16 protein-coding genes and 1 pseudogene are annotated in these 17,201 nt (G+C 40.0%); 16 read left to right on the forward strand and 1 reads right to left on the reverse strand.

Annotated features, from left to right (window positions below):
- Positions 1–102 precede the first annotated feature (102 nt).
- From C6N34_RS14975 to C6N34_RS15045, 16 genes and pseudogenes are all read left to right on the forward strand, one after another.
- Positions 103–1,095 (forward strand): Uma2 family endonuclease, encoded by a 993-nt coding sequence (locus tag C6N34_RS14975; RefSeq protein ID WP_236107181.1) that lies wholly within the window; start codon positions 103–105, stop codon positions 1,093–1,095.
- Between the two features lie 549 nt (positions 1,096–1,644).
- The gene (locus tag C6N34_RS14980) at positions 1,645–2,679 is read left to right on the forward strand and encodes a Uma2 family endonuclease (RefSeq protein WP_236107183.1); all 1,035 of its coding nucleotides are present in this window, start codon (positions 1,645–1,647) and stop codon (positions 2,677–2,679) included.
- A gap of 309 nt (positions 2,680–2,988) precedes the next feature.
- A complete protein-coding gene (locus C6N34_RS17150; RefSeq protein WP_329606412.1) occupies positions 2,989–3,237 on the forward strand; it encodes a hypothetical protein in 249 nt (82 codons plus the stop codon).
- Positions 3,201–3,893, forward strand: coding sequence for a Uma2 family endonuclease (locus C6N34_RS14985; protein WP_329606413.1), 693 nt, complete (start codon positions 3,201–3,203; stop codon positions 3,891–3,893). Before C6N34_RS17150 ends, C6N34_RS14985 begins: the two co-directional genes overlap by 37 nt.
- Before the next feature lie 549 nt (positions 3,894–4,442).
- Positions 4,443–4,706: a hypothetical protein gene (locus C6N34_RS14990; RefSeq protein WP_236107185.1), complete on the forward strand. Its 264-nt coding sequence runs from the start codon at positions 4,443–4,445 to the stop codon at positions 4,704–4,706.
- A 271-nt stretch (positions 4,707–4,977) separates the two neighbouring features.
- Entirely contained in the window at positions 4,978–5,406 is a 429-nt protein-coding gene (locus C6N34_RS15000; protein WP_236107189.1) for a hypothetical protein, read from the forward strand.
- Positions 5,407–5,952: 546 nt separating this feature from the next.
- Positions 5,953–6,273, forward strand: a complete 321-nt coding sequence (locus C6N34_RS15005; protein WP_236107190.1) for a hypothetical protein — start codon at positions 5,953–5,955, stop codon at positions 6,271–6,273.
- 20 nt (positions 6,274–6,293) lie between these two features.
- Positions 6,294–7,004 (forward strand): hypothetical protein, encoded by a 711-nt coding sequence (locus C6N34_RS15010; protein WP_236107192.1) that lies wholly within the window; start codon positions 6,294–6,296, stop codon positions 7,002–7,004.
- A gap of 546 nt (positions 7,005–7,550) precedes the next feature.
- On the forward strand, positions 7,551–7,892 hold the full coding sequence (locus C6N34_RS17155) for a Uma2 family endonuclease (RefSeq protein WP_329606414.1): 342 nt from the start codon (positions 7,551–7,553) through the stop codon (positions 7,890–7,892).
- Positions 7,893–8,259: 367 nt separating this feature from the next.
- A pseudogene (locus tag C6N34_RS17295) lies at positions 8,260–8,337 on the forward strand (Uma2 family endonuclease); the annotation flags it as partial.
- A 69-nt stretch (positions 8,338–8,406) separates the two neighbouring features.
- Positions 8,407–8,724 (forward strand): hypothetical protein, encoded by a 318-nt coding sequence (locus tag C6N34_RS15020; protein ID WP_236107194.1) that lies wholly within the window; start codon positions 8,407–8,409, stop codon positions 8,722–8,724.
- A gap of 309 nt (positions 8,725–9,033) precedes the next feature.
- The gene (locus tag C6N34_RS15025; protein ID WP_236107196.1) at positions 9,034–10,005 is read left to right on the forward strand and encodes a Uma2 family endonuclease; all 972 of its coding nucleotides are present in this window, start codon (positions 9,034–9,036) and stop codon (positions 10,003–10,005) included.
- Positions 10,006–10,554: 549 nt separating this feature from the next.
- Positions 10,555–11,568 (forward strand): Uma2 family endonuclease, encoded by a 1,014-nt coding sequence (locus C6N34_RS15030; RefSeq protein WP_329606415.1) that lies wholly within the window; start codon positions 10,555–10,557, stop codon positions 11,566–11,568.
- A 309-nt stretch (positions 11,569–11,877) separates the two neighbouring features.
- A complete protein-coding gene (locus C6N34_RS15035) occupies positions 11,878–12,723 on the forward strand; it encodes a Uma2 family endonuclease (RefSeq protein WP_236107198.1) in 846 nt (281 codons plus the stop codon).
- A gap of 549 nt (positions 12,724–13,272) precedes the next feature.
- Positions 13,273–14,223 carry a Uma2 family endonuclease gene (locus C6N34_RS15040; RefSeq protein ID WP_329606416.1) on the forward strand — a complete coding sequence of 317 codons (951 nt, stop codon included), beginning with the start codon at positions 13,273–13,275 and terminating at the stop codon, positions 14,221–14,223.
- Between the two features lie 549 nt (positions 14,224–14,772).
- Positions 14,773–15,702: a Uma2 family endonuclease gene (locus tag C6N34_RS15045; RefSeq protein ID WP_236107200.1), complete on the forward strand. Its 930-nt coding sequence runs from the start codon at positions 14,773–14,775 to the stop codon at positions 15,700–15,702.
- Between the two features lie 519 nt (positions 15,703–16,221).
- On the opposite strand, the gene C6N34_RS15050 is transcribed toward C6N34_RS15045, so the two are convergent.
- Positions 16,222–17,133 (reverse strand): alpha/beta fold hydrolase, encoded by a 912-nt coding sequence (locus C6N34_RS15050; RefSeq protein ID WP_102939256.1) that lies wholly within the window; start codon positions 17,131–17,133, stop codon positions 16,222–16,224.
- Positions 17,134–17,201: the final 68 nt, after the last annotated feature.

The following is a 17,201-nucleotide window of genomic DNA, read 5'->3' on the forward strand; positions in this document are numbered from 1 at the left end:
TTGTGATATTGTAAGTTGAGTTCAATAACTCAACATCCCTAAATAAACTATGTTATATTAAATTAAACCGATTAAGTCAGTACCAAAGTGGGAGGTATAGACATGGTGAGGCAAATTCCATCAAAAACTCAACTGGGGGTGATAAAATCTAACACTAATCAGGGTGTGGAGACGCCTAAAATTGTCTACCCAGAAAGTGATAATAAACCTATGGCGGATAACACTAGACAATTTACATGGATTGTCAAAATTAAGGAAAATTTAGAAATACTATTTAAGTCCAATGCGGATGTGTTTGTGGCTGGGGACTTATTTTGGTATCCAGTGGAGGGTAGTAACAAAATTAAACTAGCCCCTGACACCATGGTAGTGTTTGGGAGACCCAAGGGTCACCGGGGGTCTTATCGACAGTGGGAAGAGGATAATATTCCCCCCCAGGTGGTGTTTGAAATTTTATCTCCTGGTAATAATAATACTGAGATGGACAGAAAAAAGCTCTTTTATCTAGAACATGGAGTGGAGGAGTATTATGTATATGATCCAGATAGGATTAGTCTAGAAGTATCCATTAGGGAAAATAACTCATTTAAGGAAATTGAGAATTTTACCACTTGGACCAGCCCAAGATTGAAAATAAGATTTGACATGAGCCAAGATGAATTAGTCATCTATTATCCAGATGGGAGTAAGTTTCTTAGTCCTGTAGAATTGAGTAATTATGCAGAACAAGAAAGATTTCTCAAAGAACAAGAAACTCAACGTGCAGAACGTGAAAAATTGCTTAAAGAGCAAGAAACCCAACGTGCAGAACGTGAAAAATTGCTTAAAGAGCAAGAAACCCAACGTGCAGAACGTGAAAGACTTATCAAAGAACAAGAAACTCAACGTGCAGAACGCGAAAGACTTCTCAAAGAGCAGGAAACTCAACGTGCAGAACAAGAAACTCAACGTGCAGAACGTGAAAGACTTCTCAAAGAGCAGGAAACTCAACGTGCAGAACGTGAAAGACTTCTCAAAGAGCAGGAACAAATAAAGTATCAAACCTTGCTATCACAATTAAAAGCTAAGGGTATTGATATTACTGCACTCGAATAAACTATTACCTCCACCAGAATACCCTTGGGAGGTTTTTAAAAACTGGAGTTTATACTAAAGAGAAGAGCGATTGGGAAGCACTCCCTACGGGAGCTGGCGAAACACTCTCTATGGGAGCTCCCCAGGGGATTAACCATAATTGTTTAAATTAACCCCTACCTGGAGACTGTTTGTGGGGGAGACCGGTCTCAAAGCGAAAGTCAGTTTAAAACCGACTAGTTTTGTCGTGGGTAATCGTAGGTTGGGTTGAGGCACGAAACCCAACAAACCAACCGGATATATATAAATGCGATTGACTCCATACAGGCGATTGCGAAGCACTCCCTACGGGAGATCGCCAATTACCCGTTATTGTTTAAATTAATCCATACCTGGAGACTGTCTATTGGGGAGACCGGGAATCAATTTTGGGTCTCAAAGCGAAAGTCGGTTTAAAACCGACTGGTTTTGTGATATTGTAAGTTGAGTTCAATAACTCAACATCCCTAAACAAACTATGTTATATTAAATTAAACCGATTAAGTCAGTACCAAAGTGGGAGGTATAGACATGGTGAGGCAAATTCCATCAAAAACTCAACTGGGGGTGATAAAATCTAACACTAATCAGGGTGTGGAGACGCCTAAAATTGTCTACCCAGAAAGTGATAATAAACCTATGGCGGATAACACTAGACAATTTACATGGATTGTCAAAATTAAGGAAAATTTAGAAATACTATTTAAGTCCAATGCGGATGTGTTTGTGGCTGGGGACTTATTTTGGTATCCAGTGGAGGGTAGTAACAAAATTAAACTAGCCCCTGACACCATGGTAGTGTTTGGGAGACCCAAGGGGCACCGGGGGTCTTATCGACAGTGGGAAGAGAATAATATTCCACCCCAGGTGGTGTTTGAAATTTTATCTCCTGGTAATAATAATACTGAGATGGACAGAAAAAAGCTCTTTTATCTAGAACATGGAGTGGAGGAGTATTATGTATATGATCCAGATAGGATTAGTCTAGAAGTATCCATTAGGGAAAATAACTCATTTAAGGAAATTGAGAATTTTACCACTTGGACCAGTCCAAGATTGAAAATAAGATTTGACATGAGCCAAGATGAATTAGTCATCTATTATCCAGATGGGAGTAAGTTTCTTAGTCCTGTAGAATTGAGTAATTATGCAGAACAAGAAAGATTTCTCAAAGAACAAGAAACTCAACGTGCAGAACGTGAAAAATTGCTTAAAGAGCAAGAAACTCAACGTGCAGAACGTGAAAAATTGCTTAAAGAGCAAGAAACCCAACGTGCAGAACGTGAAAGACTTATCAAAGAACAAGAAACTCAACGTGCAGAACGCGAAAGACTTCTCAAAGAGCAGGAAACTCAACGTGCAGAACAAGAAACTCAACGTGCAGAACGTGAAAGACTTCTCAAAGAGCAGGAAACTCAACGTGCAGAACGTGAAAGACTTCTCAAAGAGCAGGAAACTCAACGTGCAGAACGTGAAAGACTTCTCAAAGAGCAGGAACAAATAAAGTATCAAACCTTGCTATCACAATTAAAAGCTAAGGGTATTGATATTACTGCACTCGAATAAACTATTACCTCCACCAGAATACCCTTGGGAGGTTTTTAAAAACTGGAGTTTATACTAAAGAGAAGAGCGATTGCGAAGCACTCCCTACGGGAGATCGCCAATTACCCGTTATTGTTTAAATTAATCCATACCTGGAGACTGTCTGTGGGGGAGACCGGGAATCAATTCTGGGTCTCAAAGCGAAAGTCGGTTTAAAACCGACTGGTTTTGTGATATTGTAAGTTGAGTTCAATAACTCAACATCCCTAAACAAACTATGTTATATTAAATTAAACCGATTAAGTCAGTACCAAAGTGGGAGGTATAGACATGGTGAGGCAAATTCCATCAAAAACTCAACTGGGGGTGATAGAATCTAACATTAGTCATGGTGTGGAGACGCCTAAAATTGTCTACCCAGAAAGTGATAATAAACCTATGGCGGATAACACTAGACAATTTACATGGATTGTCAAAATTAAGGAAAATTTAGAAATACTATTTAAGTCCAATGCAGATGTGTTTGTGGCTGGGGACTTATTTTGGTATCCAGTGGAGGTAGTAACAAAATTAAACTAGCCCCTGACACCATGGTAGTGTTTGGGAGACCCAAAGACTCGGGGTCTTATCTACAGTGGGAGGAGGATAATATTCCACCCCAGGTGGTGTTTGAAATTTTATCTCCTGGTAATAATAATACTGAGATGGACAGAAAAAAGCTCTTTTATCTGGAACATGGAGTGGAGGAGTATTATGTATATGATCCAGATAGGATTAGTCTAGAAGTATCCATTAGGGAAAATAACTCATTTAAGGAAATTGAGAATTTTACCACTTGGACCAGTCCAAGATTGAAAATAAGATTTGACATGACCCAAGATGAATTAGTCATCTATTATCCAGATGGGAGTAAGTTTCTTAGTCCTGTAGAATTGAGTAATTATGCAGAACAAGAAACTCAACGTGCAGAACGTGAAAAATTGCTTAAAGAGCAAGAAACTCAACGTGCAGAACGTGAAAGACTTCTCAAAGAGCAAGAAACCCAACGTGCAGAACGTGAAAGACTTCTCAAAGAACAAGAAACTCAACGTGCAGAGCGTGAAAGACTTCTCAAAGAGCAGGAAACTCAACGTGCAGAACGCGAAAGACTTCTCAAAGAGCAGGAACAAATAAAGTATCAAACCTTGCTATCACAATTAAAAGCTAAGGGTATTGATATTACTGCACTCGAATAAACTATTACCTGCACCAGAATACCCTTGGGAGGTTTTTAAAAACTGGAGTTTATACTAAAGAGAAGAGCGATTGGGAAGCACTCCCTACGGGAGCTGGCGAAACACTCTCTATGGGAGCTCCCCAGGGGATTAACCATAATTGTTTAAATTAACCCCTACCTGGAGACTGTCTGTGGGAGAGACCGGTCTCAAAGCGAAAGTCAGTTTAAAACCGACTAGTTTTGTCATGGGTAATCGTAGGTTGGGTTGAGGCACGAAACCCAACAAACCAACCGGATATATATAAATGCGATTGACTCCATACAGGCGATTGCGAAGCACTCCCTAGGGGAGATCGCCAATTACCCGTTATTGTTTAAATTAATCCATACCTGGAGACTGTCTGTGGGGGAGACCGGGAATCAATTTTGGGTCTCAAAGCGAAAGTCGGTTTTAAACCGACTGGTTTTGTGATATTGTAAGTTGAGTTCAATAACTCAACATCCCTAAACAAACTATGTTATATTAAATTAAACCGATTAAGTCAGTACCAAAGTGGGAGGTATAGACATGGTGAGGCAAATTCCATCAAAAACTCAACTGGGGGTGATAGAATCTAACATTAGTCATGGTGTGGAGACGCCTAAAATTGTCTACCCAGAAAGTGATAATAAACCTATGGCGGATAACACTAGACAATTTACATGGATTGTCAAAATTAAGGAAAATTTAGAAATACTATTTAAGTCCAATGCGGATGTGTTTGTGTGGGGACTTATTTTGGTATCCAGTGGAGGTAGTAACAAAATTAAACTAGCCCTGACACCATGGTAGTGTTTGGGAGACCCAAGGGTCACCGGGGTCTTATCGACAGTGGGAAGAGAATAATATTCCACCCAGGTGGTGTTTGAAATTTTATCTCCTGGTAATAATAATACTGAGATGGACAGAAAAAAGCTCTTTATCTAGAACATGGAGTGGAGGAGTATTATGTATATGATCCAGATAGGATTAGTCTAGAAGTATCCATTAGGAAAATAACTCATTTAAGGAGATTGAGAATTTTACCACTTGGACCAGTCCAAGATTGAAAATAAGATTTGACATGAGCCAAGATGAATTAGTCATCTATTATCCAGATGGGAGTAAGTTTCTTAGTCCTGTAGAATTGAGTAATTATGCAGAACAAGAAAGATTTCTCAAAGAACAAGAAACTCAACATGCAGAACGTGAAAAATTGCTTAAAGAGCAAGAAACTCAACGTGCAGAACGCGAAAGACTTCTCAAAGAGCAGGAAACCCAACGTGCAGAACGTGAAAAATTGCTTAAAGAGCAAGAAACTCAACGTGCAGAACGCGAAAGACTTCTCAAAGAGCAGGAAACCCAACGTGCAGAACGTGAAAAATTGCTTAAAGAGCAAGAAACTCAACGTGCAGAACGTGAAAGACTTCTCAAAGAGCAGGAACAAATAAAGTATCAAACCTTGCTATCACAATTAAAAGCTAAGGGTATTGATATTACTGCACTCGAATAAACTATTACCTCCACCAGAATACCCTTGGGAGGTTTTAAAACTGGGTTTATACTAAAGAGAAGAGCGATTGGGAAGCACTCCCTACGGGAGCTGGCGAAACACTCTCTATGGGAGCTCCCCAGGGGATTAACCATAATTGTTTAAATTAACCCCTACCTGGAGACTGTCTGTGGGAGAGACCGGTCTCAAAGCGAAAGTCAGTTTAAAACCGACTAGTTTTGTCATGGGTAATCGTAGGTTGGGTTGAGGCACGAAACCCAACAAACCAACCGGATATATATAAATGCGATTGACTCCATACAGGCGATTGCGAAGCACTCCCTAGGGGAGATCGCCAATTACCCGTTATTGTTTAAATTAATCCATACCTGGAGACTGTCTGTGGGGGAGACCGGGAATCAATTTTGGGTCTCAAAGCGAAAGTCGGTTTTAAACCGACTGGTTTTGTGATATTGTAAGTTGAGTTCAATAACTCAACATCCCTAAACAAACTATGTTATATTAAATTAAACCGATTAAGTCAGTACCAAAGTGGGAGGTATAGACATGGTGAGGCAAATTCCATCAAAAACTCAACTGGGGGTGATAAAATCTAACACTAATCAGGGTGTGGAGACGCCTAAAATTGTCTACCCAGAAAGTGATAATAAACCTATGGCGGATAACACTAGACAATTTACATGGATTGTCAAAATTAAGGAAAATTTAGAAATACTATTTAAGTCTAATGCGGATGTGTTTGTGGCTGGGGACTTATTTTGGTATCCAGTGGAGGGTAGTAACAAAATTAAACTAGCCCCTGACACCATGGTGGTGTTTGGGAGACCAAGAGAGCTCGGGGTCTTATCGACAGTGGGAAGAGAATAATATTCGACCCCAGGTGGTGTTTGAAATTTTATCTCCTGGTAATAATAATACTGAGATGGACAGAAAAAGCTCTTTATCTAGAACATGGAGTGGAGGAGTATTATGTATATGATCCAGATAGGATTAGTCTAGAAGTATCCATTAGGGAAAATAACTCATTTAAGGAGATTGAGAATTTTACCACTTGGACCAGTCCAAGATTGAAAATAAGATTTGACATGAGCCAAGATGAATTAGTCATCTATTATCCAGATGGGAGTAAGTTTCTTAGTCCTGTAGAATTGAGTAATTATGCAGAACAAGAAAGATTTCTCAAAGAACAAGAAACTCAACGTGCAGAACGTGAAAAATTGCTTAAAGAGCAAGAAACCCAACGTGCAGAACGTGAAAGACTTCTCAAAGAACAAGAAACTCAACGTGCAGAACGTGAAAGACTTATCAAAGAACAAGAAACTCAACGTGCAGAACGCGAAAGACTTCTCAAAGAGCAGGAAACTCAACGTGCAGAACGTGAAAGACTTCTCAAAGAGCAGGAAACTCAACGTGCAGAACGTGAAAGACTTCTCAAAGAGCAGGAAACTCAACGTGCAGAACAAGAAAGATTTCTCAAAGAACAAGAAACTCAACGTGCAGAACGTGAAAGACTTCTCAAAGAGCAGGAACAAATAAAGTATCAAACCTTGCTATCACAATTAAAAGCTAAGGGTATTGATATTACTGCACTCGAATAAACTATTACCTGCACCAGAATACCCTTGGGAGGTTTTTAAAAACTGGAGTTTATACTAAAGAGAAGAGCGATTGGGAAGCACTCCCTACGGGAGCTGGCGAAACACTCTCTATGGGAGCCTCCCAGGGATTAACCATAATTGTTTAAATTAACCCCTACCTGGAGACTGTCTGTGGGGAGACCGGTCTCAAAGCGAAAGTCAGTTTAAAACCGACTAGTTTTGTCGTGGTAATCGTAGGTTGGGTTGAGGCACGAAACCCAACAAACCAACCGGATATATATAAATGCGATTGACTCCATACAGGCGATTGCGAAGCACTCCCTACGGGAGATCGCCAATTACCCGTTATTGTTTAAATTAATCCATACCTGGAGACTGTCTGTGGGGGAGACCGGGAATCAATTTTGGGTCTCAAAGCGAAAGTCGGTTTTAAACCGACTGGTTTTGTGATATTGTAAGTTGAGTTCAATAACTCAACATCCCTAAACAAACTATGTTATATTAAATTAAACCGATTAAGTCAGTACCAAAGTGGGAGGTATAGACATGGTGAGGCAAATTCCATCAAAAACTCAACTGGGGGTGATAAAATCTAACACTAATCAGGGTGTGGAGACGCCTAAAATTGTCTACCCAGAAAGTGATAATAAACCTATGGCGGATAACACTAGACAATTTACATGGATTGTCAAAATTAAGGAAAATTTAGAAATACTATTTAAGTCTAATGCGGATGTGTTTGTGGCTGGGGACTTATTTTGGTATCCAGTGGAGGGTAGTAACAAAATTAAACTAGCCCCTGACACCATGGTAGTGTTTGGGAGACCCAAGGCACTGGGGTCTTATCGACAGTGGGAAGAGAATAATATTCACCCAGGTGGTGTTTGAAATTTTATCTCCTGGTAATAATAATACTGAGATGGACAGAAAAAGCTCTTTTATCTAGAACATGGAGTGGAGGAGTATTATGTATATGATCCAGATAGGATTAGTCTAGAAGTATCCATTAGGAAAATAACTCATTTAAGGAGATTGAGAATTTTACCACTTGGACCAGTCCAAGATTGAAAATAAGATTTGACATGAGCCAAGATGAATTAGTCATCTATTATCCAGATGGGAGTAAGTTTCTTAGTCCTGTAGAATTGAGTAATTATGCAGAACAAGAAAGATTTCTCAAAGAACAAGAAACTCAACGTGCAGAACGTGAAAAATTGCTTAAAGAGCAAGAAACTCAACGTGCAGAACGTGAAAAATTGCTAAAGAGCAAGAAACCCAACGTGCAGAACGTGAAAGACTTATCAAAGAACAAGAAACTCAACGTGCAGAACGCGAAAGACTTCTCAAAGAGCAGGAAACTCAACGTGCAGAACAAGAAACTCAACGTGCAGAACGTGAAAAATTGCTTAAAGAGCAAGAAACCCAACGTGCAGAACGTGAAAGACTTATCAAAGAACAAGAAACTCAACGTGCAGAACGCGAAAGACTTCTCAAAGAGCAGGAAACTCAACGTGCAGAACAAGAAACTCAACGTGCAGAACGTGAAAGACTTCTCAAACAGCAGGAAACTCAACGTGCAGAACGTGAAAGACTTCTCAAACAGCAGGAAACTCAACGTGCAGAACGTGAAAGACTTCTCAAAGAGCAGGAACAAATAAAGTATCAAACCTTGCTATCACAATTAAAAGCTAAGGGTATTGATATTACTGCACTCGAATAAACTATTACCTCCACCAGAATACCCTTGGGAGGTTTTTAAAAACTGGAGTTTATACTAAAGAGAAGAGCGATTGCGAAGCACTCCCTACGGGAGATCGCCAATTACCCGTTATTGTTTAAATTAATCCATACCTGGAGACTGTCTGTGGGGGAGACCGGGAATCAATTTTGGGTCTCAAAGCGAAAGTCGGTTTTAAACCGACTGGTTTTGTGATATTGTAAGTTGAGTTCAATAACTCAACATCCCTAAATAAACTATGTTATATTAAATTAAACCGATTAAGTCAGTACCAAAGTGGGAGGTATAGACATGGTGAGGCAAATTCCATCAAAAACTCAACTGGGGGTGATAGAATCTAACATTAGTCAGGGTGTGGAGACGCCTAAAATTGTCTACCCAGAAAGTGATAATAAACCTATGGCGGATAACACTAGACAATTTACATGGATTGTCAAAATTAAGGAAAATTTAGAAATACTATTTAAGTCCAATGCGGATGTGTTTGTGGCTGGGGACTTATTTTGGTATCCAGTGGAGGGTAGTAACAAAATTAAACTAGCCCCTGACACCATGGTAGTGTTTGGGAGACCCAAGGGGCACCGGGGGTCTTATCGACAGTGGGAAGAGAATAATATTCCACCCCAGGTGGTGTTTGAAATTTTATCTCCTGGTAATAATAATACTGAGATGGACAGAAAAAAGCTCTTTTATCTAGAACATGGAGTGGAGGAGTATTATGTATATGATCCAGATAGGATTAGTCTAGAAGTATCCATTAGGGAAAATAACTCATTTAAGGAGATTGAGAATTTTACCACTTGGACCAGTCCAAGATTGAAAATAAGATTTGACATGAGCCAAGATGAATTAGTCATCTATTATCCAGATGGGAGTAAGTTTCTTAGTCCTGTAGAATTGAGTAATTATGCAGAACAAGAAAGATTTCTCAAAGAACAAGAAACTCAACGTGCAGAACGTGAAAAATTGCTTAAAGAGCAAGAAACTCAACGTGCAGAACGCGAAAGACTTCTCAAAGAGCAGGAAACCCAACGTGCAGAACGTGAAAAATTGCTTAAAGAGCAAGAAACTCAACGTGCAGAACGCGAAAGACTTCTCAAAGAGCAGGAAACCCAACGTGCAGAACGTGAAAAATTGCTTAAAGAGCAAGAAACTCAACGTGCAGAACGTGAAAGACTTCTCAAAGAGCAGGAACAAATAAAGTATCAAACCTTGCTATCACAATTAAAAGCTAAGGGTATTGATATTACTGCACTCGAATAAACTATTACCTCCACCAGAATACCCTTGGGAGGTTTTTAAAAACTGGAGTTTATACTAAAGAGAAGAGCGATTGCGAAGCACTCCCTACGGGAGCTGGCGAAACACTCTCTATGGGAGCTCCCCAGGGGATTAACCATAATTGTTTAAATTAACCCCTACCTGGAGACTGTCTGTGGGAGAGACCGGTCTCAAAGCGAAAGTCAGTTTAAAACCGACTAGTTTTGTCATGGGTAATCGTAGGTTGGGTTGAGGCACGAAACCCAACAAACCAACCGGATATATATAAATGCGATTGACTCCATACAGGCGATTGCGAAGCACTCCCTAGGGGAGATCGCCAATTACCCGTTATTGTTTAAATTAATCCATACCTGGAGACTGTCTGTGGGGGAGACCGGGAATCAATTTTGGGTCTCAAAGCGAAAGTCGGTTTTAAACCGACTGGTTTTGTGATATTGTAAGTTGAGTTCAATAACTCAACATCCCTAAATAAACTATGTTATATTAAATTAAACCGATTAAGTCAGTACCAAAGTGGGAGGTATAGACATGGTGAGGCAAATTCCATCAAAAACTCAACTGGGGGTGATAGAATCTAACATTAGTCAGGGTGTGGAGACGCCTAAAATTGTCTACCCAGAAAGTGATAATAAACCTATGGCGGATAACACTAGACAATTTACATGGATTGTCAAAATTAAGGAAAATTTAGAAATACTATTTAAGTCCAATGCGGATGTGTTTGTGGCTGGGGACTTATTTTGGTATCCAGTGGAGGGTAGTAACAAAATTAAACTAGCCCCTGACACCATGGTAGTGTTTGGGAGACCCAAGGGGCACCGGGGGTCTTATCGACAGTGGGAAGAGAATAATATTCCACCCCAGGTGGTGTTTGAAATTTTATCTCCTGGTAATAATAATACTGAGATGGACAGAAAAAAGCTCTTTTATCTAGAACATGGAGTGGAGGAGTATTATGTATATGATCCAGATAGGATTAGTCTAGAAGTATCCATTAGGGAAAATAACTCATTTAAGGAAATTGAGAATTTTACCACTTGGACCAGCCCAAGATTGAAAATAAGATTTGACATGAGCCAAGATGAATTAGTCATCTATTATCCAGATGGGAGTAAGTTTCTTAGTCCTGTAGAATTGAGTAATTATGCAGAACAAGAAAGATTTCTCAAAGAACAAGAAACTCAACGTGCAGAACGTGAAAAATTGCTTAAAGAGCAAGAAACCCAACGTGCAGAACGTGAAAAATTGCTTAAAGAGCAAGAAACCCAACGTGCAGAACGTGAAAGACTTATCAAAGAACAAGAAACTCAACGTGCAGAACGTGAAAGACTTCTCAAAGAGCAGGAAACTCAACGTGCAGAACGTGAAAGACTTCTCAAAGAGCAGGAAACTCAACGTGCAGAACAAGAAAGATTTCTCAAAGAACAAGAAACTCAACGTGCAGAACGTGAAAGACTTCTCAAAGAGCAGGAACAAACAAAGTATCAAACCTTGCTATCACAATTAAAAGCTAAGGGTATTGATATTACTGCACTCGAATAAACTATTACCTCCACCAGAATACCCTTGGGAGGTTTTTAAAAACTGGAGTTTATACTAAAGAGAAGAGCGATTGCGAAGCACTCCCTAGGGGAGATCGCCAATTACCCGTTATTGTTTAAATTAATCCATACCTGGAGACTGTCTGTGGGGGAGACCGGGAATCAATTCTGGGTCTCAAAGCGAAAGTCGGTTTAAAACCGACTGGTTTTGTGATATTGTAAGTTGAGTTCAATAACTCAACATCCCTAAACAAACTATGTTATATTAAATTAAACCGATTAAGTCAGTACCAAAGTGGGAGGTATAGACATGGTGAGGCAAATTCCATCAAAAACTCAACTGGGGGTGATAGAATCTAACATTAGTCATGGTGTGGAGACGCCTAAAATTGTCTACCCAGAAAGTGATAATAAACCTATGGCGGATAACACTAGACAATTTACATGGATTGTCAAAATTAAGGAAAATTTAGAAATACTATTTAAGTCCAATGCGGATGTGTTTGTGGCTGGGGACTTATTTTGGTATCCAGTGGAAGGTAGTAACAAAATTAAACTAGCCCCTGACACCATGGTAGTGTTTGGGAGACCCAAGGGGCACCGGGGGTCTTATCGACAGTGGGAAGAGAATAATATTCCCCCCCAGGTGGTGTTTGAAATTTTATCTCCTGGTAATAATAATACTGAGATGGACAGAAAAAAGCTCTTTTATCTGGAACATGGAGTGGAGGAGTATTATGTATATGATCCAGATAGGATTAGTCTAGAAGTATCCATTAGGGAAAATAACTCATTTAAGGAGATTGAGAATTTTACCACTTGGACCAGTCCAAGATTGAAAATAAGATTTGACATGAGCCAAGATGAATTAGTCATCTATTATCCAGATGGGAGTAAGTTTCTTAGTCCTGTAGAATTGAGTAATTATGCAGAACAAGAAAGATTTCTCAAAGAACAAGAAACTCAACGTGCAGAACGTGAAAAATTGCTTAAAGAGCAAGAAACTCAACGTGCAGAACGTGAAAAATTGCTTAAAGAGCAAGAAACCCAACGTGCAGAACGTGAAAGACTTCTCAAAGAGCAGGAACAAATAAAGTATCAAACCTTGCTATCACAATTAAAAGCTAAGGGTATTGATATTACTGCACTCGAATAAACTATTACCTCCACCAGAATACCCTTGGGAGGTTTTTAAAAACTGGAGTTTATACTAAAGAGAAGAGCGATTGGGAAGTACTCCCTACGGGAGCTGGCGAAACACTCTCTATGGGAGCTCCCCAGGGGATTAACCATAATTGTTTAAATTAACCCCTACCTGGAGACTGTCTGTGGGGGAGACCGGTCTCAAAGCGAAAGTCAGTTTAAAACTGACTAGTTTTGTCGTGGGTAATCGTAGGTTGGGTTGAGGCACGAAACCCAACAAACCAACCGGATATATATAAATGCGATTGACTCCATACAGGCGATTGCGAAGCACTCCCTAGGGGAGATCGCCAATTACCCGTTATTGTTTAAATTAATCCATACCTGGAGACTGTCTGTGGGGGAGACCGGGAATCAATTTTGGGTCTCAAAGCGAAAGTCGGTTTAAAACCGACTGGTTTTGTGATATTGTAAGTTGAGTTCAATAACTCAACATCCCTAAACAAACTATGTTATATTAAATTAAACCGATTAAGTCAGTACCAAAGTGGGAGGTATAGACATGGTGAGGCAAATTCCATCAAAAACTCAACTGGGGGTGATAGAATCTAACATTAGTCATGGTGTGGAGACGCCTAAAATTGTCTACCCAGAAAGTGATAATAAACCTATGGCGGATAACACTAGACAATTTACATGGATTGTCAAAATTAAGGAAAATTTAGAAATACTATTTAAGTCCAATGCGGATGTGTTTGTGGCTGGGGACTTATTTTGGTATCCAGTGGAGGGTAGTAACAAAATTAAACTAGCCCCTGACACCATGGTAGTGTTTGGGAGACCCAAGGGTCACCGGGGGTCTTATCGACAGTGGGAAGAGGATAATATTCCCCCCCAGGTGGTGTTTGAAATTTTATCTCCTGGTAATAATAATACTGAGATGGACAGAAAAAAGCTCTTTTATCTAGAACATGGAGTGGAGGAGTATTATGTATATGATCCAGATAGGATTAGTCTAGAAGTATCCATTAGGGAAAATAACTCATTTAAGGAGATTGAGAATTTTACCACTTGGACCAGTCCAAGATTGAAAATAAGATTTGACATGAGCCAAGATGAATTAGTCATCTATTATCCAGATGGGAGTAAGTTTCTTAGTCCTGTAGAATTGAGTAATTATGCAGAACAAGAAAGATTTCTCAAAGAACAAGAAACTCAACGTGCAGAACGTGAAAAATTGCTTAAAGAGCAAGAAACTCAACGTGCAGAACGCGAAAGACTTCTCAAAGAGCAGGAAACCCAACGTGCAGAACGTGAAAAATTGCTTAAAGAACAAGAAACTCAACGTGCAGAACGCGAAAGACTTCTCAAAGAGCAGGAAACTCAACGTGCAGAACAAGAAACTCAACGTGCAGAACGTGAAAGACTTCTCAAAGAGCAGGAACAAATAAAGTATCAAACCTTGCTATCACAATTAAAAGCTAAGGGTATTGATATTACTGCACTCGAATAAACTATTACCTCCACCAGAATACCCTTGGGAGGTTTTTAAAAACTGGAGTTTATACTAAAGAGAAGAGCGATTGGGAAGCACTCCCTACGGGAGCTGGCGAAACACTCTCTATGGGAGCTCCCCAGGGGATTAACCATAATTGTTTAAATTAACCCCTACCTGGAGACTGTCTGTGGGAGAGACCGGTCTCAAAGCGAAAGTCAGTTTAAAACCGACTAGTTTTGTCATGGGTAATCGTAGGTTGGGTTGAGGCACGAAACCCAACAAACCAACCGGATATATATAAATGCGATTGACTCCATACAGGCGATTGCGAAGCACTCCCTAGGGGAGATCGCCAATTACCCGTTATTGTTTAAATTAATCCATACCTGGAGACTGTCTGTGGGGGAGACCGGGAATCAATTTTGGGTCTCAAAGCGAAAGTCGGTTTTAAACCGACTGGTTTTGTGATATTGTAAGTTGAGTTCAATAACTCAACATCCCTAAACAAACTATGTTATATTAAATTAAACCGATTAAGTCAGTACCAAAGTGGGAGGTATAGACATGGTGAGGCAAATTGCACCAAAAACTCAACTGGGGGTGATAAAATCTAACACTAATCAGGGTGTGGAGACGCCTAAAATTGTCTACCCAGAAAGTGATAATAAACCTATGGCGGATAACACTAGACAATTTACATGGATTGTCAAAATTAAGGAAAATTTAGAAATACTATTTAAGTATAATGCGGATGTGTTTGTGGCTGGGGACTTATTTTGGTATCCAGTGGAGGGTAGTAACAAAATTAAACTAGCCCCTGACACCATGGTAGTGTTTGGGAGACCCAAGGGGCACCGGGGGTCTTATCAACAGTGGGAAGAGAATAATATTCCCCCCCAGGTGGTGTTTGAAATTTTATCTCCTGGTAATAATAATACTGAGATGGACAGAAAAAAGCTCTTTTATCTAGAACATGGAGTGGAGGAGTATTATGTATATGATCCAGATAGGATTAGTCTAGAAGTATCCATTAGGGAAAATAACTCATTTAAGGAGATTGAGAATTTTACCACTTGGACCAGTCCAAGATTGAAAATAAGATTTGACATGAGCCAAGATGAATTAGTCATCTATTATCCAGATGGGAGTAAGTTTCTTAGTCCTGTAGAATTGAGTAATTATGCAGAACAAGAAAGATTTCTCAAAGAACAAGAAACTCAACGTGCAGAACGTGAAAAATTGCTTAAAGAGCAAGAAACCCAACGTGCAGAACGTGAAAGACTTCTCAAAGAACAAGAAACTCAACGTGCAGAACGTGAAAGACTTCTCAAAGAACAAGAAACTCAACGTGCAGAACGTGAAAGACTTCTCAAAGAGCAGGAAACTCAACGTGCAGAACGTGAAAGACTTCTCAAAGAGCAGGAACAAATAAAGTATCAAACCTTGCTATCACAATTAAGGGCTAAGGGTATTGATATTACTGCACTCGAATAAACTATTACCTGCACCAGAATACCCTTGGGAGGTTTTTAAAAACTGGAGTTTATACTAAAGAGAAGAGCGATTGGGAAGTACTCCCTACGGGAGCTGGCGAAACACTCTCTATGGGAGCTCCCCAGGGGATTAACCATAATTGTTTAAATTAACCCCTACCTGGAGACTGTCTGTGCTATATGCTCCTAAACTACCGCCAAGTACCTCCTGGTTAACTATCTCTATTAGGGGTAATGCTCCTTGTCAAGTATTTGCCAAAACCCGATTATTTGTAGGATGGGTTAGGGGTAACCCATGGGGGCGTTGGGTTTCATGCTTCAACCCAACCTACGTTAATAGCCGTTTTCAGACCATAATGGACAGCATGTCGCACCATGTCCGCCCACAATCACTAAATCGTAATCAAATCCAGAAGTCTCACCTGATCTCAAGTTACCATCGGGCAATTACTAAAAAGAGCAACTAGAAAAAATTTATCCACTGGTTGTTTAATGAAGATGTGAATTAAACACATTTGTATTACTCAGGGCAATTATGTCCAATCCAACCTAAAATCACCTGATTAACCAGTTCAGGTGACTCATCATGGGGACAATGACCCACCTCTTGTAAATATAACACTTCTAACTTATCATTATATTTAGCAAATTCAGAAGCCAATTTAGGTGGGATAAATCTATCCTTTTCTCCCCAAATCAACAGCATAGGAATGGTTAAATTGGGTAATAGAGTCTTAGCGCTAGGACTAAATTCCGCACCAATAGAGGCTTTAAACAGGGCGATAAAAGCACGAGTAGAACCTCTATCTTGGGGTGGTCCTGCCAAAATATCAATTAACTCATCCGTGATAGCTTGGGGGTGGGCATAAGCAAGACCAGCCCAGCGTCTGAGCACAGCTGGTTGACGAATGAAATTGAATAGGGGTTTGAGCAACAGCGGAGAGGCGAATATACCCTTAATTCCCCTCACCAGGGGATGAAGAAAAGGTGGTAAAACCTCCTGTTCCAGATTAGGATCGGGTAAACTCATCATCACCATACCCTGAACCATATCGGGATGAACTGCTGCTGCTACTAGGGTAACTAGGGAACCAAGAGAGTTACCTATTAATATTACAGGATGATGGATAAAAGTCTGCCAAAAATCATAAAGTTGCTCCACCCACAGATTGACACTGTAATTAGCGGGAACCTTTTCAGAACCGCCAAAACCCAGCATATCCAGAGCATAAACCGTGTGGTGTTTTCCCAACACCTCTAAATTATGTCGCCAATGACCAATAGAAGCACCAAAGCCATGTAGCAAGATTAAAGGAGTTGCAGTTTGGTGGTGATTCACAGGGCGGATAAAAGTATAGCGGATTTGCCAACCTCTCCATACCCAGTCCCTTTGATTACCGACTCGTTTTTGCCAAGATAAAGCTGTTGTCACAGGTGAGTTTGCTTATATTTAACCCATAACATTATGACTTGGTCTACAGCAAATGTCAAGAGACTGTC

The sequence above is a fragment of the Cylindrospermopsis raciborskii Cr2010 genome (assembly GCF_003367075.2).
Taxonomy (GTDB): Bacteria; Cyanobacteriota; Cyanobacteriia; order Cyanobacteriales; family Nostocaceae; genus Raphidiopsis; species Raphidiopsis raciborskii.

Bases quoted from the DNA above. Each gene is read 5' to 3' on its own strand.
- C6N34_RS15040 (WP_329606416.1), top strand. From the start codon at position 13,273: ATGGTGAGGCAAATTCCATCAAAAACTCAACTGGGGGTGATAGAATCT.
- C6N34_RS14990 (WP_236107185.1), top strand. From the start codon at position 4,443: ATGGTGAGGCAAATTCCATCAAAAACTCAACTGGGGGTGATAGAATCT.
- C6N34_RS15035 (WP_236107198.1), top strand. From the start codon at position 11,878: ATGGTGAGGCAAATTCCATCAAAAACTCAACTGGGGGTGATAGAATCT.
- C6N34_RS17155 (WP_329606414.1), top strand. From the start codon at position 7,551: ATGGTGAGGCAAATTCCATCAAAAACTCAACTGGGGGTGATAAAATCT.
- C6N34_RS15045 (WP_236107200.1), top strand. From the start codon at position 14,773: ATGGTGAGGCAAATTGCACCAAAAACTCAACTGGGGGTGATAAAATCT.
- C6N34_RS14980 (WP_236107183.1), top strand. From the start codon at position 1,645: ATGGTGAGGCAAATTCCATCAAAAACTCAACTGGGGGTGATAAAATCT.
- C6N34_RS15005 (WP_236107190.1), top strand. From the start codon at position 5,953: ATGGTGAGGCAAATTCCATCAAAAACTCAACTGGGGGTGATAAAATCT.
- C6N34_RS14975 (WP_236107181.1), top strand. From the start codon at position 103: ATGGTGAGGCAAATTCCATCAAAAACTCAACTGGGGGTGATAAAATCT.
- C6N34_RS17150 (WP_329606412.1), top strand. From the start codon at position 2,989: ATGGTGAGGCAAATTCCATCAAAAACTCAACTGGGGGTGATAGAATCT.
- C6N34_RS15030 (WP_329606415.1), top strand. From the start codon at position 10,555: ATGGTGAGGCAAATTCCATCAAAAACTCAACTGGGGGTGATAGAATCT.
- C6N34_RS15000 (WP_236107189.1), top strand. From the start codon at position 4,978: ATGAGCCAAGATGAATTAGTCATCTATTATCCAGATGGGAGTAAGTTT.
- C6N34_RS15025 (WP_236107196.1), top strand. From the start codon at position 9,034: ATGGTGAGGCAAATTCCATCAAAAACTCAACTGGGGGTGATAGAATCT.